Source organism: Streptomyces cyaneofuscatus (assembly GCF_042718795.1).
Classification (GTDB): Bacteria; Actinomycetota; Actinomycetes; order Streptomycetales; family Streptomycetaceae; genus Streptomyces; species Streptomyces cyaneofuscatus_A.
Window position 1 is genome coordinate 98,580 of the sequence record NZ_JBHXOX010000032.1, and the last position, 18,095, is coordinate 116,674.

The following is an 18,095-nucleotide window of genomic DNA, read 5'->3' on the forward strand; positions in this document are numbered from 1 at the left end:
TGCTCCGCCAGGCCTGACGGCGGTCCGTGGCCTGGCCCGACCGCCCGGGGGAGCATGTCGGCGCCGGCGCCTGACCTCAGGCTGATCCGCGTCTGATCCAGTCCGAGCCCGCGCGATGCCTCGTAGCGCGGCGTGCCGGGCTGTACCGGGGCCGGCTCGCCTGTGAACGGATCTGTGACGCGACGCTGTCGGTCGTCCCGGCAGCCGGCCACCCTTGTGGGACATTCCTCAGCGCGGTGCGCCGTCCGCCGTCGGCACCGGGCTCCCGACGGTGTTGCCGTGCGTGTTCCACGCATCCAGCGCCGTGCCGCAGGCGTGGTCCAGATGGCGTAGCCGTGAGAGGTCGAGCTCCACCGGCCGGTCCTTCGGAAGGCGCTCCAGGGTGTCCAGGATCAGGGGCAGGCACAGGAAGGTCGCAGTACCGCTGAGGGCGACCGTGGTGCGGTCGTCCCGCTTGTCCACGTCCAGGCGGACGGCTGAGGTCTCCCACGCCGTCTTGACCACGGCCAGTCCGATGCCGACGAGCACGCCCATGAACATGTCCGTCAGGACGATCGCCAGCGCGGTCGCTATCAGGACGACGGCCTCGCCACGGTGTTCACGCCAGAGGGGGCGAAGGGTGGCAACGGGGATGAGCTTGGCGCCGGCGTGGACGAGGATCCCGGCGAGGGCGGCCACGGGGATCAGGCCGAGTGCGGCGGGGAACAGGGCCGCGAACAGCAGCAGCCACACACCGTGCAGGATCCGGGACGCTTTGGTGGCGGCGCCGGCCTGCACGTTGGCGGCGCTGCGCACGATGACGGCGGTCATGGGCAGCGCTCCGACGAGGCCACAGACGGTGTTGCCCGCTCCCTGGGCTATGAGTTCCTTGTTGTAGTGGGTGCGCGGGCCGTCGTGCATCCGGTCCACGGCAGCGGCGCTGAAGAGGGATTCGGCCGAGGCGATGAGCGTGAAGGCGAGGACGACACCCAGGAGTCCGGGGTCCGCCAGGAGACCGAAGTCCTCCAGGCCCGTCAGCCGCGTCGAGTCGATCAGGCCCCGGACCTCGATGGTGGCGACGGGCAGGTCGAACAGAGCCACCGTCGCGGTGGTCAGCCCCACGGCCACCAGTGGCCCGGGGAGCATCCCGGGCAGGCGTCCAGGTAGCCGTTTCCACAAGATCAGCAGAGCGATGGTGCCGACGCCGATCGCGGTGGAGGAGATGGCCGCGGCCCCGGTAATCCGCGGGAACAGGTCCGGCAGACCCGCCACGTTGTCGAGACCGGTCCCCGGAGCGGCGGTTCCGGACATGGCGTAGAGCTGGCTGCTGATCAGTACGAGACCGATCCCGGCGAGCATGCCATGGACCACGGCGGTCGATATGGCGCGGAACCACCGGCCGAAACCGACGAGGCCGAGACCGACTTGGAGGAGCCCCGTAGCCAGGACGAGGACGCCGAGCGCCGTGACGCCGTAGGTGGTGACGGCCTCGTACACCAGGACGGTGAGTCCGGCGGCAGGGCCACTGACCTGGAGCGAGCTGCCGGGCAGCGCGCCGGCGACCAGTCCGCCGACGATGCCTGTGACCAGGCCCAGTTCGGCGGGGACACCGGAGGCGACCGCGATCCCGACGCACAGGGGGACGGCGACCAGGAACACCACGATCGAGGCGAGAACATCGCGGGACGAGGCGTCCGGACGTAACCGGTGGAGGACAGAGGACATGAGAGCTTCAGCTCCTGGGGGGAGTGGGGGGTGGGGGGTGGGGGGGGTGGGGGGGGTGGGGGGGAGAGACCGCCGGTGGGGGGGAGAGACCGCCGGTGGGGGCCTGCTGCGGTCGCCTTCAGGTCGCTGTCACAGGGAGGAGAAGATCCCGGTGGAGAGGTGGTGGGTCTGCACGGCGCCGGTGTGGACCTCGTAGTACCAGGCGTGCAGTCCGAGCCGGCCCTCGCCCACGGCCCGGCTCACGCAGGGGTAGTCGCGCAGGGTGTTCAGTTGCGCCACCGCATGTCGCTGGGCGGGCTGTTCGCAGTCGGGGCCGAGATTCTCGGGGTCCGGGAAGCCGCCTGCGGGCTTGTGCCGGCCGAGCCAGCCGCGTACCGCCGGCAGGGTGCGCAGGTCCTCGTGCCGGGCCAGGGCACCGACGGCGCCGCAGTGGGAGTGCCCACAGAGGATGATGTCGGACACCTCCAGCACGCAGACGGCGTACTCGATCGTCGCCATCTCGCTCGTGGGCACGTCCGGGTCGTACGGCGGGACGATGTTCCCGGCGGTGCGCATCTCGAACAGCTCGCCGGGCCCGGAGTCGGTCAGCAGGGTGGGCACCACCCGCGAGTCGGAGCAGGTGATGAACATGACGGAAGGCCGTTGACCGGCCTCGAATTCTTTGAGTTCACGGCCCAGTCCACCGCAGCGGGCGGGGAACGTACGGGCGCGGTCTATGAGTCGTCGCACGGGAGTGCCTCCATAGGGGGTGGAGTGTCGTCGCCAGAGGCGGGTTTTCAACCCCGGCGGCAAGCAGCCCTTCGCGGCATGCGGGCAGCCCGGGTCTCGCCGGGAACAGGTGCCGGTCGTCGCGCGGGACAGCCGGGGGGGTCGCCCCCGCGTCTGCCGTCGGCGTGGCGGCCACGCCCTGGTCCCGGGCGCGGCCGCGACGATCAACTGCGTCACTCACGGGTCTCGCGTCGCCGGCGACCCGTACGGAGGAGTCTTGAGGCAGGCCATGAGGTGGCTGTGAGACAGCGGTGAGACTGTTCTCATCGGGCGCGACGATGTGCGCTCCCGCTTCGGCGACATCGCTGTCGGGGACGGCGCAGGTCACACCCGCAACCGATAGCCGACGCCCCGTACGGTCTGGACCCGGTCGGCGCCGATCTTGCGCCGCAGGTAGCGGATGTAGACATCGACGATGTTCGAGCCGGGATCGTAGTCGAACCCCCATACCCGGCTCAGCAGTTGCTCCCGGGACAGGACCCTGTCGGGGTTGCGCATGAGGATCTCGGCAAGGGCGAACTCCCGGGCGGACAGATCGGCGACGCGCTCGCCCACCTGGGCCCTCCGGGTCCGGAGGTCCAGCAGGAGATCGCCCACCCGCAGCAGGAAGTTCTCCGCCGGCTCCTCACGGCGCAGCCGCAGCCGTACGCGGGCCAGCAACTCGTCGAAGGCGAATGGTTTGACCATGTAGTCGTCAGCCCCGCTCTCCAGCCCGGCCACGATGTCGCTGACGCTGTCCCGCGCGGTGAGGATGACGACGGGCAGGGCGATGTGCGCTTCGCGCAGCTTGCGCAACACGGTCAGCCCGTCATCGCCAGGCAGGCCGAGGTCGAGGATGAGAAGGTCGAAGTCCTTGCCGCGGGCGTGCTCATAGGCGGCGACACCGTCGGCGACGACCCGGGTGACGTAGCCGCTACGGCGCAGACCTTTTTCGACGAAGGCGGCAATTCGCGCCTCGTCCTCGGCTATCAGGATCCTGCTCACCATAGGTTCCTTCCGTCGTGGGGTTGAGGGCGGGAAGGTCGATGACGAATCTCGCGCCGCCTCCGGGGGCCTCCTCGGCGCGCGCCGAGCCGTCATGCGCCTGGGCGATCTCACGGACCAGGGCGAGCCCCAGACCGATGCCGGCGGCGGCCCGCCCGGGGACTGCCGTGCCTCCCTGATAGAAGCTCTGGAATATCTGTTCGCGATCCTCCGGGGCCACGCCGGGCCCGGTGTCCGCCACCCACAGCAGCGCCCGCCCGCGCCACAGGCGCGACCCCAGCTCGATGGTGTCCCCTTCGCCGGTGTGGCTGACCGCGTTGGCCGCGAGCTGCATCAGGGCTTGGGTGACCCGTTGTTCGTCCAGGTGCACGGTGACGTCGGCGACCTCGGCCACTGTCCAGCGCCGACGTCCCAGCGCTTGGGCCTTGGCCGTTGCGTCGACCACCAGGTCGGTCAGGCTGGTCCGGCCCAGGGTGAGGAAGTCGGGGCGTTCGGCCCGTGCCAGGAGCAGCAGGTCGTCCACGATCCGTCGCATCCGGTCGAGTTCGTCGAAGAGCAGGGCTTGGGTCTGGCCGCGCCGGCTGTCGGGGTCCTCGTCCATCAGCTCCAGATGTCCGCGGAGAACCGTGATGGGAGTCCGCAGTTCGTGCGCCACCTCGTCCAGGAACTGGCGCTGCGCGGTGAAAGCGCCCGACAGGCGGTCGAGCATGTGGTTGAACGTCTCGGCCAGGGCCGCCACGTCATCGCTCCCCCGCACCGGGAGCCGCTGGGTCAGGTCCGTCTCGCTGATCCGCTCGGCCGTCTGCCGGACCAGCCGGATCGGGGCCAGGACCCGGCCCGCGACCAGCCAGCTGGCCAGCCCCGCGACCACCAGAGCGAGGCAGCCCGAGGCCAGCAGGAGCCGGGCCATGTGGCGCTCCTGGCGCAGCTCCTGGTCCCGGAAGGACAGCAGGACAAGCCTGGTGTCGGTGTTGTCGCCCGCTGTCTGCACCGGGACGACGCCGTAGCGGACCTTGCCGACCGGGGAGTCCAGCCACCGGATACGGGTGTCGGTCGTACGCGCCATCAGAGCCACGACCGCCGGGTCCCGGTCCAAGCGGGCCGGGGCCGGACCCGGACTGCGCCGGTCTGCCCGCCCGTCGACCAGGCTGAAGAAGGCCGCGTTGTGCTCGGGCCGGTGGACCGCCATGAACGCGGTCAGCAGCATGGCGCTGGAAGTGAAGCGCTGACCGGTGTACGGGTCGCGAGACGTGCGGGCGAACGCGCGTAGCTTGTCAGCCTCGGACAGGAGCTGCGCGTCGACCTGGCGGTCCAGCTCCGCCTGCCAGACCATCGTGATCCCGACGGTGGGGACGGCCAAGGCTGCGCTGAGCAGCAGGAGCATCCAGCCGACGATGCGCGAGCGGGCGCTGGTGGAACGGTGGAGCATCAGTCGTCCCACTCATCGTCCGCATCCTCCAGCCGGCCACGCGACGTTTCGTCGTCGTCCTCGTCGGTCCTGCCATCGTCCGCTTCGCCTTGCGGCGCCCGCGATACGCTCTCATCACCTCCGACGGTCGATGACGGCTGCTCGTCCCCGGCGCCCCCCGCACTGTCCCGGGAGCTGTCCCTCCCCTCGTCGGCGGTGGGCGGGGGTGACGGGCGCACGGGTCGTCCGCCCGAGAAGGTGCGGGACGGACCGGGCTCGGTGGGCGGCTTCACAGCGTGACCACCGGGACCGGGAGGGGAGGGGGCCAAAGATGTCGGGCCGTGCTGGGCGGGCACAACCACCGCGGGCCCCATGGAGGGTGGCACACTCTGCACGGGCCATATCCAGAAGACCAGTAACACCACTGTCCCCGCGCCACATCCCGCTAAAGCCGACCCCACCCCTCGCCAACGCATCGGGCCATTCTGCCTTCGCGGGGCCCTGGAAATGGGTTTGAGGAGAGCATTCTCATCTTCGAGGTCGCGCCCTCACCCATCCGCGACGCACTGTCAGTCGTGGTAGGGAGCGCCCGCGCACCCCGGGGCCTGAGTTTCCAGCAGGGGTCTCACTGATGAGCGGCAGTGTGCGCGTGTCCCGCGGCCGCTTGTCAGCGCGATGGACACAGGCGCTGTCACGCCGGGCCGGCACCGACGCGGTGGCGTCTCTCGCGCGCAGCCGGCGCGATGACGAGCCGCCTCTCGCCATGGACGCAGAGCGGGTCCGTGAGAGCGACGGGCTCCTGATCGTGCCCGACAACTCCGTGCAGTACCTCACCTCGCGCGAGGCTGCCCCGCAACCACAGCTACGGGACAACCCTTAGGGCGTGTCCGGCCCCGCCGATACGATGCGAAGGGGTCGCGGCGGACGGGGCCGGCCGGGGCAGGGGCAGGGTCAGCGGATACGGGAGGACGGCTCGGTGGCAGCGCGCAGGACCGCAGCGGCGGGGGCGACGGCGGCGGCCGGATCGGGCGAGGACCCGCCGTCCGTGGAGCTGGACGAGCTGATGCCCTGGTCGGTGCGGCCGCTGAGGACCGGCCGCTCCTGGGTGAGCGGCCCCGACCCCGCCGCGCTCCGGACCCGTTGGGAGCGGCTGGCCGCCGCCGAGGGCGCCGAGCAGGAGCGGCTGTTCCGCCCGAGCCGCTCCCGTACGCCGCACACCCCGGTCGCCGCGCTGCCCGGCCGGTCCACCACCGGCACCGGCCGCTTCGCCCGTGAACCGGGCGCCTGCCCCGACCCCGTACGCATCGCGCACGGCCCGTTCGACGAGCAGTGGCTGCTGCCCGACCACCGGCTGATCGACGCGGCCCGGCCGGAGCTGTGGCGGGTCGGCGACGAGCGGCAGCTCTTCGCGGTCGAGCACGGTTACGTGCCCCAGGCCGCCGGGCCCGCGCTGTCGGTGACGCACCTGCTCCCCGACGGGCACTCCCCCGCCGGGCGGCCGGGCCGGATCCGGCCGCTGTACCGGCGGCCCGACGCCACCGACCCCAACCTGGCACCGGGCCTGCTGGACGTGGTGCGTACGCGGCTGGGGCCGGACGAGGCCGGCCCCGAGTCCGTCCTGGCCTGGATCCTGGCCGCCGCCCTGCCCTCCCCGTCCGGATGCCGGGTCCCGCTGCCCGCCGACGCCGAGGTGTGGGCGGCCGGGGTGTCGCTCGGCCGGGAGCTGGTGCGGCTGCACCTGCGAGGCGCCCGGGGCGGGGAGCGGCCCCGGCTGCCGGGCGGGCGCAGGCCCTATGTGCGGGCGGCGCTCCCGGCCCGGCCCACCGGGATCGTGTACGACGCGGAGGCCGAGGCCCTGGTCATCAGCGACGGCCGGATCTCGCCGGTGCCCCCGGGGGCCTGGGAGTTCACGGTGAGCGGCGTACGGGTGCTGGAGCTCTGGTTCGACCGCCGGGCGGCGGCAGCGGTGGGCGCGGTTCCCGAGGGCGCGGAGGCGGACGGGCTGGAGGTGGTCGGGTCGCGCGGGTGGACCCCGGAGTGGACCTCGGAGCTGCTGGAGCTCATCACCGTACTGGCACTCCTGGACGGGCTAGGGCCCCGGCAGGAGGCGTTGCGGGCCCGGCTGGAGCGGGCCCCCCTGATCTCCCGGGACGAGCTGCGGGCGGCCGGGGTGCTGCCGGTACCGGCATCCGTACGGCGGCCCGCCTCGGTCCTCGGCCACCAGGAGGAGGGGCCGGAGGGGCAGTTCGCGCTGCTGTGAGCTTCCGTGCGGGGCGGGAGCGGCAGAGCTGCTGTAAGCCTTCCACGCGGGGCGGGAGTGGCAGAGCTGCTGTGAGCCTTCCGTGCGGGGCGGGGCGGGGCGGGAGTGGCAGATGGGCGATGCACAGGGTAAGCACGGGCCATGAGCACTCAGCCCCTCCCCCTCGACGGCATCACCGTGGTGGCCGTCGAACAGGCCGTCGCCGCCCCCTTCGCCACCCGCCAGCTCGCCGACCTCGGCGCCAGGGTCATCAAGGTGGAGCGCCCGGACGGCGGCGACTTCGCCCGCGGCTACGACACGGCGGCCCGCGGTCTCGCCTCGCACTTCGTCTGGTGCAACCGGGGCAAGGAGTCCTTGGCGGTCGATCTGAAGGACCCGCGCGGTCTGGCGGTGGTGCGTGAACTCGCCGCCGGAGCCGATGTGTTCGTACAGAATCTGGCCCAGGGCGCGGCGGCCCGACTCGGGCTGGACGCCGCCACGCTCTGTGCGGCCCACCCGCGGCTGGTGGCCGTGGACATCTCCGGGTACGGGGAGGGCGGCCCGTACGCGCACAAGCGGGCCTACGACATGCTCGTGCAGTGCGAGGCGGGCCTGGTCTCGGTCACCGGGACGGCCGACCAGCCGGTGAAGGCGGGCATTCCGGCGGCGGACATCGCGGCGGCCATGTACGCGTTCTCCGGAGTGCTGGCGGCGCTGCTGCGACGGGGTACGACCGGGCGGGGCGGGCCGGTGGAGGTCTCCATGCTGGACGCCTTGGCCGAGTGGATGGGACACCCGCTGCACCAGGGGATGCACGGGTCCGCGACCCCGCCGCGTACGGGGCTCGCGCACTCGGTGATCGCGCCGTACGACGCCTACGGCACGGCCGACGGCGAACAGGTGCTGCTCTCCGTGCAGAACGACCGGGAGTGGCGGCGGCTCGCCGAACAGGTGCTCGTACGGCCTGAGTTGGCTGACGACCCGGACTTCGCCACGAACACCGCGCGTACGGCCAACCGGAAGCGGACCGACGAGGTGGTGGGGCGGGCGCTCGCGCGGCTGACGGGTCAGGAGGCGCTGGACGCGCTGGAGGCGGCGGGGATCGCGTGCGCCCGGCTGAACACGGTGGCCGATGTGGCGGCGCACCCGCAGCTCGCGGCGCGGGACCGGTGGCGGGAAGTGGATTCACCGGTCGGGCCGTTGCGGTCGCTGCTGCCGCCGATCACGCTGCCGGGCGGCCCGGAACCTTCGATGGGTGCCGTACCGGCGCTGGGTGAACACACCGATGCGCTGCTGCGAGCCCTGGGGATGACGGACGAGCAGACATCGGCGCTGCGCCGGGACGGAGTGATCGCCTGAGCCACCCCGAGCGGTGGGGTGGACCGAGCGGCAGGGCCGCCCCGGACATCGGGCCGGCCCGGTGATCGACGTACGTCGGTCAGTGGCGGCTGCCGAAGAGCGAACGCCGCAGTCGCCGCAGCGGGGCGAAGAGCGACACACGGGCGCTCCTGCTCCGACGGGTGTGCGCGGCATCACGCGAGGTCAGCTCGCGCATCAGCAGCGTCGCTTCCGCCGACTCGCGCTGCGGGACGACAGGGCCGCCGAGCACCGCGAGATGGCGGTCGAGGCGCCTACTGGTCGCACCGCTTCCGCAGGTGATGGCAGGCACCCGAGGCCTGCTCCGCACCGTTATCTGTTCCATGTCACTCCCCACCCGTACGAGGGCACCCGGTCCGGGCAGGTTAACCCTATCGCCCCACGGTGACACACGGGTATCCCGCCTGCGGGACCAGCACACCTATAAGGAGGTTGACGATCAGTTACCGAATCCGCCTGATTCCGGGGCGACTTCGGACAGTTCGGATGGATTGCTCGACGGAGCGGGAGGCCCCGACGGCCGGGACCTCCCGCTCGGAAAGTCGACTTGTCGCGCAACTCGCCTATCAGGCAGCCGACTTGAAGACCGGCAGATAGCCGCCCGACTGTCCGGCGGCGGTGGGGTGGTAGGACTCACCGATATTGAGCCAGTTCACGCTGTGCAACCACGAGCTGCTGGAGCAGATCTCGTGCCCGGTGAAGGTCGTCCTGACGTCACCGAAGGTGAAGCCGTGGTCGGCGGCGCGCTTGGCGGTGGCGGTGTTCAGGTGGTCGGAGGCACCGTTGATGGCGGAGCGCTCCCTCTCGCTGAGGCCGGCCACGCAGTTGCCGCCGAGCTGGTAGAAGCGGGGATAGCCGAGGACGACGACGCGGGCGGAGGGGGCCTTGGCCTTGATGGCGGAGTACACGGAGTCGAGCCGGGCGGGCAGGGTCGAGTCGACGTAGGCGCGGGCGGTGGCGATGCGGTTGAGGCAGGTGGCCTCGGACTGCAGGACACAGGTCGTCATGACGTCGGCGAAGCCCGCGTCGTTGCCGCCGATGGAGATCGAGACAAGGTCGGTGGAGGCGTTGAGCGGTCCGAGCTGACCGCTGGTGACGTCGTTGGTCCTGGCGCCCGAGCAGGCGGTGAAGGCGAAGCTGGAGGGGGAGTTGGCGTTGGCCCAGAGCCTGGGGAAGGCGCGGGTGCTGCGCTTGCAGTCGCCGCTGGAGCTCTCGTAGCTGCCGGCGCCGACGCCGGAGGAGTACGAGTCGCCGAGGGCGACGTAGTCGACGGCCTGGGCGGAGGAATCGGCGCTCGCGATCCCCGCACCGGTCAGGGCGAGGGCGGCACCGAGCAGGAGCGAGGACGAGAACGCCACGAGTCTGGACATTTTCATGGGGGGACTCCTTGAGCAGGGGTAACTGCGTTACTCCGTAGTAGCAGCGCACCCGGCTCTCTGGAAGTGTTCATGCCAAAAATAAGTGATGAGTGCTTCCGTCCGCCGTCCGGAGTTCAACGCGCGCGCCTTGACGCGCCGGTGTCGGGTGGTGGCCCGGGCTGATGAAACCTGGGTGCGGGGGGTGGTCCCGTGCCGGATCATGGGCGCCATGTCTGCCAACCCCGAGTCCGCTCTGCCGATCCGGCTCACCGTCGACGACAGCGACTCCCCCTCCGACGTCGTCGACGCGCTCTTCCTCGGCCGCTTCGCGACGGGCGAGCAGCCGTACTCCCACAGCTCCTCCCTCGACCGGGTCAAGGCCGGGGCGACCCTGCTGCCCCCGCACGCCTCGGTGCTGCGGTCCGCCCGTGACGACGACCGCAGCGCCACGCTGGCCGAGGGCGACGGCTGGACCCTGCTGATCTCGCGGTGGAGCCGGGGCGCGGACGTCACGGTCACCGCGACCAGCGCCGAGCTGGCGGAGAAGGTCCTCGGGCAGGCGACCGACGGCGCCCAGGACGAACCGGAGCCGCAGCCCGACAACGTGACCATGGGCTTCTGGTACGTCTCCCCGCGCCGCGGCCCGTACCGCACCACCCGGCAGATCACCGCCGGGAGCTGGGACGAGGTCCGCCCCAACTACACCGCCCCGGTGGCCGACGCCATGGACCGGCTGATGAAGGTCACCCCGGACGACATCGCGGGCCGGCTGCTCCTGCTGCACGGTCCGCCCGGCACCGGCAAGACGTCCGCGCTGCGCACGCTGGCCCGCTCCTGGCGCGACTGGTGCCAGGTCGACTGCGTACTGGACCCGGAGCGGCTCTTCAACGACGTCGGCTATCTGATGGACATCGCGATCGGCGAGGACGACGGCACGGCGAAGGGCCGGTGGCGGCTGCTGCTCCTGGAGGACTGCGACGAGCTGATCCGGGGCGAGGCCAAGCACACCGCGGGCCAGGCGCTGTCCCGGCTGCTGAACCTGACGGACGGTCTGCTCGGCCAGGGCCGGAACGTGCTGGTCGGCGTCACCACCAACGAGGACCTGGAGCGGCTGCACCCGGCGGTCGTCCGGCCGGGCCGCTGCCTGGCCCGGATCGAGGTGGGCCCGCTGACCCGCCGGGAGTCGGTGGCCTGGCTGGGCACGGAGGAGGGCGTGAGCCGGGAGGGCAGCTCGCTCGCGGAGCTGTACGCGCTGCGCCGGGGGATCGGCCCCGCGTCGGTGCCGAAGCAGGACGCGGGGGCGGACGCGGGGCTGTATCTGTAGCCGCCGGTACGGGGGTGGGCTCGGGGGGCTGTACGGGGGTGGGCTCGGGGGGGGCGGGCCTCAGGGGCGCCGGGGGCGCGGGCCTCAGGGGCGCCGGGGGGGCGCGGGCCTCAGTCCCCGTACGCGGCCCGCACCGCGTCCTTGGCCAGGGCCAGGGCCTGTTGCCGGGTGAGGCCGAGTCGCTCGGCGGTCTCGGCGTACAGCTGTGCGGCGGTCGCCGCCTTCTGCTCGGCCGCTCCCCCGGCGGCCGCGACGAAGGTCCCGTTGCGCCCCCGGGTCTCGATCACGCCGTCGGCCTCCAGCGCGCGGTAGGCCTTGGCCACGGTGTTGGCGGCGAGGCCCAGCTCCTCGGCGAAGCCGCGTACGGTCGGGAGCCGGTGGCCGACCGGGAGCGCGCCGGAACGGGCCCGTTCGGAGAGCTGGGTACGCAGTTGCTCGTACGGGGCGATGCCGGAGTGCGGGTCCAGGACGATGTTCTCCGTCACGGGCTTCTCGGTCGCGGGCTTCGCAGCAGCGGGCTTCTCAGTCACCCGCCGATTGTCCCTCACGGGCGGCACCACGGCCGGAAAAAGGGGAGGCGGTCGCGGCGGGGCCGCGCGTAACCTCCGCCGCATGACTGTGATTGTGCGCGACTTCCGGCCATCCGACGCGGAGGCGTGGACCCGCGTCCGGCGGGCGTCCGTCCCCTACCTGGTGTCCACCCCCGAGCAGGTGACCCACGATCTGGCCCACGCCCATCCGGACCGGCACTACCGGCTGCTGGTGGCCGAGCGGGACGGCGAGATCATCGGCACCGCGCAGGCCGGCATCGCCCACGAGGGCACGGAGCCGGGCCAGGGGTTCTGCACCCCGCACGTGCTCCCCGGCCACACGGGCCACGGGGCGGGTTCGCTGCTGCTGAGCACGGCGGAGGAGCATCTGGCGCAGGCGGGGGCCACGGTCGTGCACGCCTGGGTGCTGGACACGCCGGAGAGCCTGGAGTTCGCGCGTGGCCGGGGCTACCGGCCGGGCCGCTCCGCCCACTTCCAGCACCTGGACCTGGCGGGCGGCGCCCTGCCGCCGCTCCAGGAGGTCCCGGCGGGCGCCGAGCTGAGGCCGGGGTCCGACTTCGCCGACGATCCCCGGCCGCTCTTCGACGCGGACGCCCAGGTGACGCTGGACGAACCGACCGACATCCCCACCGAGCTGGACGACTACGAGGACTGGCTGACGAACATCTGGCGCCACCCGACGTTCGACGCCGCTCTGACCACGGTGGTCCTGGTGGACGGCCGGGTGGCGGCGTTCAGCGCGGCCGGCACCGACGGGAGCCGGACGTACTCCAGCAACATGACCGGCACCCTGCGGGCGTTCCGGGGTCGGGGCCTGGCCAAGCTGGCGAAGAACGACTCGCTGCACCGGGCGCGGGCGGCCGGCTACACGGACGCCTACACCGCCAACGACACGGGCAACGGCCCGATGCTGGCCATCAACAAGTGGTTCGGCTACACGGTCTGCGCCACGGAGGTCCGCCATGCCCGCAGCCTCGGCTGAGCCCCGCGTGCCCCGGTCCAAGGGCGTGGTCGTGGCCCTGACCAAGGCGGGCCGCACCAAGATCAGGTATCCGGCGGAGCTGGTCCGCGACGACGGCACCCGGGTCACCGTCCGGGCGCCGTGGGCCGCGCCCGGGGTGCGGGACTTCGGGTTCGTCCGGTTCGAGCCGGGCGATGTGTTCACCGAGCACTACTGGCGGAACCGGTGGTTCGCGGTGAAGGAGGTCCGTACCGCCGACGGCGAACTGAAGGGCTGGTACTGCGACATCACGCGTCCGGCGGTCCTGGCCGACGGGGTGCTGACGGTCGAGGACCTGGACCTGGACCTGTGGGTGTCGGCGGACGGCTCCTCCGTACTGCGGCTGGACGAGGACGAGTTCGAGGCGAGCGGCCTGGCCGCACGCGACCCCGAGGCAGCCGGCTCGGCCGCCGAAGCCCTGGACGAGCTGGAGCGGCTGGCCCGGGCGGAGGGGCTGACGGCCCTGCTGGCCTGACCGGCCGCTCACCCTTGATGGGGCTTCATCAGGGGCAGGGCGCGGGCTTCAGGGACGGGGCTCGGGCTTCGGGAGCAGGGCGCGGGCTTCGGGCTTCGGGGACGGGCCCGGGCTTCAGGGGCGGGGCGTGGACCTCACGACCAGCTCCACCTCGTACCCCGCCTCGTCCTCCAGATAGGCGGCGCAGTGGCCGTCACCCCCGGCGTACGGGTGGCGCTCGGGGTGCAGCAGCCGCCAGCCGTACGCGGGGGCCTCGGCCGTCAGGGCGTCCAGCGTGCCCCGGTCAGCGACTTGGAACGCCAGGTGGTTGAGGCCGGGGCGGCGGCGGTCGTGGTGGTCGGCGGAGAGATCGGGCGACTGCTCGACGACCACGTAACTCTCGCCGCGCCGCCAACTGCGGCCGTCCGCCCAGCGCTGGTACGGAACATGCCCGAGCCGCCCCAGCAGCCACCCCCAACGCCGCTCCGCCCCCGCCAGCTCCGGCACCCACAGCTCGATGTGGTGCACCCCGCCGGTCCGCTCGCGGGCGGGCTCCAGCGCCACGGCACGGCGCGGGCCGTCCGGCCGGTGGGCGATCGGGTCGCCGTCCTCGTGCCAGTGGATCATGAACTGCTCGCCCGCCCGGTAACCGTCCAGGCCGGCACGGCAATACGCGACCATGTCGTCCGGCAGGGCGTCCAGCGGGAACCAGTCCAGCTCGGAGCACTTCTCCGGCTCCGCGTTGTGCGGCGGGTGCTCCGCGTCGTACTCCGCGACGAAGAACCAGCCCATCCGCGCCCCGCCGCCGGGCCCCCGGTGCTGCATCACGAGGGCGACCCGCACCTCGTCCGGGTCCAGGACGACACCGATCTCCTCGGCGGCCTCCCGGATCATCGCCTCGCGGACGTCCTCGCCGTCCTCCGCGTGGCCGGAGGGCATGTTCAGCAACCCGTCCCCGTAACCGGTGTCGGCGCGGCGGGCGAGCAGGACGTCCGGGCCCCGGCGCAGGATCAGGTGGACGTCGACGACCTCGGTGTGCCGGTGGGGCGGCTCGGCGCGGGCCACCAGCGCATACCGCTCGTCGTCCACCTCCTTGCCCCACAGCCGCGCGTCACCGGCCAGATCCTCGTGATGGACGCGCTCGGTGTGCGGGGCGAGCAGGGCGGTGATCCGGGCGGCGGAGAGCCCGACACCGCCCCACACCCCTTCGACGAGGACCAGCCGCCCGCCCGGCTTCAGCAGCCCGAACCAGTGGGCCAGGGCGGCCGCCGGATCGGGCAGCAGCCAGACGACGTGCCGGGCCAGGATTACGTCGAACGCCTGCTCCCCGACCGGCGGCAGGCCCGCGTCCCCGACCAGGACCTCGGCGCCGGTCCCGGCGAGCTTGGCGCGGGCCAGCTCGGCCATCCGGGGCGAGCGGTCCACGGCGGTGACCCGGTGGCCCTGGCCGGCGGCGAGCAGGGAGAGGCTCCCCGTACCGCATCCCAGGTCCAGCACGTCACCGCGGCGGGCGGGCAGCCAGCTCTCCAGCCGCCCGGCCCACGCGTCGCGCACGGCGGGGTCGAGAAGCCCGTGGTCGGGCTCCTCGTCGAAGGAGCCGGCCGCCGCGTCCCAGTCGATCGTCGTCATGCCGTCGATACTCTCAGCCACCACTGACAGTGCCGGTTTCCTCCTTCTCCTTCTCCTTCCGGCCGTTCCGCCCTCGCACGGCGACCAGCCGGTGGACCAGCGGCCAGGCCAGGATCAGCACCACGATCGCGTAGACGGTGATGGAGAACGGGGTGTTGACCAGCCCGGTCACGCTGCCGTCACTGATCTGGAGCGCGCGCCGCAACTGCTGTTCGGCGGCCGGGCCGAGGATCACGCCGATGACGGCGGGGAGCACCGGCAGTCCGTAGCGCCGCATGCCGAGCCCGATCAGGCCGATGATCAGCAGGATCACCAGGTCCAGGGCCTCGCCGCCGACCGCGTACGCGCCGACGGCGGCGAAGAAGAGGATCCCCGCGTAGAGGTAGGGGCGCGGGATCCGCAGGAGCTTGGCCCAGACGGGGGCGAGCGGCAGATTGAGGGTGAGCAGCAGCACCATGCCGACGAAGAGCGAGGCGATGAGGCCCCAGACCAGCTCGGGTTCCCGCTCGAACAGCAGGGGCCCGGGCTGGATCCCGTACTGCTGGAAGGCGGCGAGCATCACGGCGGCGACGGCGGTGGTGGGCAGGCCGAGGGTGAGCATCGAGACGAGGGTTCCGGCGGCGGAGGCGGAGGCCGCCGACTCCGGACCCGCGACGCCTTCGATGGCCCCCTTGCCGAACTGGCCGCGGTGCTTGGAGAGCCGCTTCTCGGTGACGTAACTGAGGAAGGTGGGGATCTCCGCGCCGCCCGCCGGTATCGCGCCGAACGGGAAGCCGATGAGCGGGCCGCGCAGCCAGGGCTTCCAGGTGCGGCGGAGGTCGTCCCGGCCGAGCCAGGGGCGGCCGACGGGGATGGCCTCGCCGGTCGTGCGCCGCAGGTGGGCGGCGACCCAGAGGGCCTCACCGATCGCGAAGAGGCCGACGGCGACGATCACCACGTCGACCCCGTCGGCGAGTTGGAGCGAGCCGAAGGTGAGGCGCTGCTGCCCGGTCATCTGGTCGAGGCCGACCAGTCCGATGGTCAGACCGATGAGCAGGGAGGCCAGTCCCCGGATGCGGGAGGCGCCGAGGACGGAGGTGACGGCGATGAAGGCCAGCACCATGATCGCGAAGTAGTCGGGCGCCCCGATGCCGATGGCGAGGGAGGCGACGGTCGGCGCGAGGACGACCAGCAGGATCGTGCCGATCATGCCGCCCGCGAAGTGGCCGATCGCGGCGGCGGCCAGCGCCTGGGCGCCGCGTCCGGCCTTGGCCATCGGGTTGCCCTCGATCGCGGCGACCACGGCGGCACTCTCACCCGGGGTGTTGAGGAGGATCGAGGTGGTGGAGCCGCCGAACATCGCGCCGTAGTAGATCCCGGCGAACATGATGAACGCGCCGGTCGGGTCGAGTCCGTACGTCACCGGGAGCAGCAGTGCCACGGCCATGGCGGGCCCGATACCGGGCAGCACGCCGATCGCCGTGCCGAGCAGGACGCCGAGAGCGGCCCAGAGCAGGTTGGCCGGCGTCAGCGCCGTACCGAACCCGTCGATGAGGGAGTTGAGGGAGTCCATCGGTCAGATCACTCCCATCAGCGGGCCGCCCGGAAGGGGGACGCCGAGCAGGTGGTCGAAGAGGAAGTAGGTGGCGAGGGAGAGGACGGCGGCGATGAGCGGATCGCGGTCGTGGTGGCGGCTGCCGAGGGCGTAGGCGGAGCCCCAGAAGAGGAGCGCTCCGGCGATCGGGAACCCGAGCGGGCCGATCAGGACGGCGGTGGCGAGGAAGACACCACTCAGCAGGAGGACGGTGCGCCAGTCGGCGGGTTCGTCGAGGTCGACGTCCTCGCCGCCTTCGGCCTCGCCGCGCCCGCCGCGCAGGACGTCGGCGGCCAGGAGGACGGCGACCAGGAGGAGCGCCGAGCCGACGACGAAGGGGACGGTACGGGGGCCGATGGGGCCGCGCTGGGCGATGTCGACGCTCATGGTGAGGGCGTCGGTGAGGACGAGGGCGCCGATGGCCAGGAGGAGGGCGCAGACGCCGAGTTCGGAGTGGTCGCGCAGCCAGGAGCGGGGGGTGGTGTGCTGCTTCGGGGCGGGCGCGACCGGTTCGACGGGTCCGGTGGGTCCGGTGGGTTCGGTGGTCACAGCCCCAGCTCCTTCAGCACGGTGGCGACGCGCCGGTCCTGCTCGGCGAGGAAGTCGCCGAAGGGCTCACCGGCGAGGAAGGCGTCGTCCCAGCCGTTCTTCTTCATCGACTCCTTCCACTCCTTCGAGGCGTGCAGCTCGGTGATCAGCCCGGTGAGCTTGGTGCGTTCGGCGTCGGAGAGGCCGGGCGGGGCGACGATGCCGCGCCAGTTGGTGAACTCGGTGTCGAGGCCGGCCTCGCGCAGGGTGGGCGCGTCCATGCCCGGGACCCGCTTCGGACCGGTGACGGCGAGCAGCCGCAGCTCGCCCGCCTCGATCTGGTCGCGGTACTCGCCGAGGCCGGAGACGCCGAAGCCGACCTTGTTGCCGAGGACGGAGGCGAGGAGCTCGCCGCCGCCGTCGAACGGCACGTAGTTGACCGCCTTGGGGGCGATCCCGGCGGCCTGCGCCATGAGCATGGGGGCGAGGTGGTCGGGCCCGCCGGGCGACGATCCGCCGCCGACCGGCACGGCGGCCGGGTTCTTCTTCCAGGCGGCGAGAAGCTCACCGATGGTGCGGTACGGAGAGTCCTTACCGACAACCACGATGTCCGGCTCCTCGGTGAGCCGGGCGATGGGGGTGGTGTCGGCGAGGGTGCTCGGGGACTTGTTGGTGTGGACGGCGCCGACGACGCCGAGGCCCATGGAGAGGGCGAGCTTGCCGTTGCCGTGTTCGCCGACGAGCCGGGTCAGGCCGACCGTGCCGCCGGCTCCGGGGAGGTTGAACACCTCGATGTTGTGGGTGAGTCCGGCGTCCTCGGCGTTCTTGGCCATGGTGCGGGCGGTGATGTCGTAGCCGCCGCCCGGGGTGTTCGGGACCATGAAGCGGAGCCCGGGAATCTGGGTGCCGGTGTCGGAGCCGTCGCCGGTGGCGAGCAGGGGTGGCCCCACCAGCACGAGCAGTGCGGCTCCGAGCAGGGCGAGGGGAGTGCGTAGTCGCACGGGTTCCGCCTTTCGCTGTGAAGTGGCCCACATGTTGCCCGCGCGTTAACAACCTGTCTCTCTTCCGGAATCAACGGACGTTGTGGTCGTTGCGGTCGCGGCTTACAGCGGCTAACACAATGAGGTGGATCGCTCCTGTTGGCCGTGTCCGCGTCAGAAGTTGCGCGTTGGGCGGGCATGGGGACTTCGCCGTGGAT

The 18,095-nt window shown here is 72.3% G+C and carries 16 protein-coding genes; 5 read left to right on the forward strand and 11 right to left on the reverse strand.

The genetic code is table 11. The features are described from left to right. Positions 1 to 228 precede the first annotated feature (228 nt). From ACFWRT_RS31190 to ACFWRT_RS31205, 4 genes are all read right to left on the reverse strand, one after another. Positions 229 to 1,704: a SulP family inorganic anion transporter gene (locus ACFWRT_RS31190; protein ID WP_380953988.1), complete on the reverse strand. Its 1,476-nt coding sequence runs from the start codon at positions 1,702 to 1,704 to the stop codon at positions 229 to 231. A 129-nt stretch (positions 1,705 to 1,833) separates the two neighbouring features. Next, complete coding sequence (locus tag ACFWRT_RS31195; RefSeq protein WP_380953989.1) at positions 1,834 to 2,433, reverse strand: carbonic anhydrase; 600 nt, start codon at positions 2,431 to 2,433, stop codon at positions 1,834 to 1,836. A 363-nt stretch (positions 2,434 to 2,796) separates the two neighbouring features. Continuing rightward, positions 2,797 to 3,456: a response regulator transcription factor gene (locus ACFWRT_RS31200; protein ID WP_380953991.1), complete on the reverse strand. Its 660-nt coding sequence runs from the start codon at positions 3,454 to 3,456 to the stop codon at positions 2,797 to 2,799. Next, on the reverse strand, positions 3,386 to 4,885 hold the full coding sequence (locus ACFWRT_RS31205; RefSeq protein ID WP_380953993.1) for a sensor histidine kinase: 1,500 nt from the start codon (positions 4,883 to 4,885) through the stop codon (positions 3,386 to 3,388). Before ACFWRT_RS31205 ends, ACFWRT_RS31200 begins: the two co-directional genes overlap by 71 nt. 955 nt (positions 4,886 to 5,840) lie before the next feature. On the opposite strand from ACFWRT_RS31205, the gene ACFWRT_RS31210 reads away from it, so the two are divergent. After that, positions 5,841 to 7,124, forward strand: a complete 1,284-nt coding sequence (locus tag ACFWRT_RS31210) for a type ISP restriction/modification enzyme (protein ID WP_380953994.1) — start codon at positions 5,841 to 5,843, stop codon at positions 7,122 to 7,124. 141 nt (positions 7,125 to 7,265) lie between these two features. Further along, positions 7,266 to 8,462 carry a CaiB/BaiF CoA transferase family protein gene (locus ACFWRT_RS31215; RefSeq protein ID WP_380953996.1) on the forward strand — a complete coding sequence of 399 codons (1,197 nt, stop codon included), beginning with the start codon at positions 7,266 to 7,268 and terminating at the stop codon, positions 8,460 to 8,462. 79 nt (positions 8,463 to 8,541) lie between these two features. On the opposite strand, the gene ACFWRT_RS31220 is transcribed toward ACFWRT_RS31215, so the two are convergent. Next, positions 8,542 to 8,805, reverse strand: a complete 264-nt coding sequence (locus ACFWRT_RS31220; protein ID WP_380953997.1) for a hypothetical protein — start codon at positions 8,803 to 8,805, stop codon at positions 8,542 to 8,544. Between the two features lie 241 nt (positions 8,806 to 9,046). Further along, complete coding sequence (locus ACFWRT_RS31225) at positions 9,047 to 9,856, reverse strand: SGNH/GDSL hydrolase family protein (protein ID WP_380953998.1); 810 nt, start codon at positions 9,854 to 9,856, stop codon at positions 9,047 to 9,049. Positions 9,857 to 10,067: 211 nt separating this feature from the next. Between ACFWRT_RS31225 and ACFWRT_RS31230 the strand changes: the two genes are divergently transcribed. Beyond that, entirely contained in the window at positions 10,068 to 11,162 is a 1,095-nt protein-coding gene (locus ACFWRT_RS31230; RefSeq protein ID WP_380953999.1) for a DUF5925 domain-containing protein, read from the forward strand. 110 nt (positions 11,163 to 11,272) lie between these two features. On the opposite strand, the gene ACFWRT_RS31235 is transcribed toward ACFWRT_RS31230, so the two are convergent. Further along, positions 11,273 to 11,647: a GntR family transcriptional regulator gene (locus ACFWRT_RS31235; RefSeq protein ID WP_380954014.1), complete on the reverse strand. Its 375-nt coding sequence runs from the start codon at positions 11,645 to 11,647 to the stop codon at positions 11,273 to 11,275. A gap of 127 nt (positions 11,648 to 11,774) precedes the next feature. On the opposite strand from ACFWRT_RS31235, the gene ACFWRT_RS31240 reads away from it, so the two are divergent. Together ACFWRT_RS31240 and ACFWRT_RS31245 are read left to right on the forward strand one after the other, a co-directional pair. Next, positions 11,775 to 12,695 carry a GNAT family N-acetyltransferase gene (locus ACFWRT_RS31240; protein ID WP_380954000.1) on the forward strand — a complete coding sequence of 307 codons (921 nt, stop codon included), beginning with the start codon at positions 11,775 to 11,777 and terminating at the stop codon, positions 12,693 to 12,695. Beyond that, complete coding sequence (locus ACFWRT_RS31245; protein ID WP_380954002.1) at positions 12,676 to 13,188, forward strand: ribonuclease FAU-1 family protein; 513 nt, start codon at positions 12,676 to 12,678, stop codon at positions 13,186 to 13,188. The genes ACFWRT_RS31240 and ACFWRT_RS31245 overlap by 20 nt, the downstream gene beginning before the upstream one ends. A gap of 114 nt (positions 13,189 to 13,302) precedes the next feature. Here the strand turns inward: ACFWRT_RS31245 and ACFWRT_RS31250 are convergent, their stop codons facing one another. Genes ACFWRT_RS31250 through ACFWRT_RS31265 form a run of 4 tightly spaced genes read right to left on the reverse strand, consistent with a single transcriptional unit; the run spans position 13,303 to position 17,898 of the window. Further along, complete coding sequence (locus ACFWRT_RS31250; RefSeq protein WP_380954003.1) at positions 13,303 to 14,796, reverse strand: trifunctional class I SAM-dependent methyltransferase/NUDIX hydrolase/VOC family protein; 1,494 nt, start codon at positions 14,794 to 14,796, stop codon at positions 13,303 to 13,305. A 13-nt stretch (positions 14,797 to 14,809) separates the two neighbouring features. Beyond that, positions 14,810 to 16,348, reverse strand: a complete 1,539-nt coding sequence (locus ACFWRT_RS31255) for a tripartite tricarboxylate transporter permease (protein WP_380954005.1) — start codon at positions 16,346 to 16,348, stop codon at positions 14,810 to 14,812. 3 nt (positions 16,349 to 16,351) lie between these two features. Then, complete coding sequence (locus tag ACFWRT_RS31260; protein WP_380954007.1) at positions 16,352 to 16,918, reverse strand: tripartite tricarboxylate transporter TctB family protein; 567 nt, start codon at positions 16,916 to 16,918, stop codon at positions 16,352 to 16,354. Beyond that, positions 16,915 to 17,898, reverse strand: coding sequence for a Bug family tripartite tricarboxylate transporter substrate binding protein (locus ACFWRT_RS31265; RefSeq protein WP_018515447.1), 984 nt, complete (start codon positions 17,896 to 17,898; stop codon positions 16,915 to 16,917). The genes ACFWRT_RS31260 and ACFWRT_RS31265 overlap by 4 nt, the downstream gene beginning before the upstream one ends. Between the last annotated feature and the right edge of the window lie 197 nt (positions 17,899 to 18,095).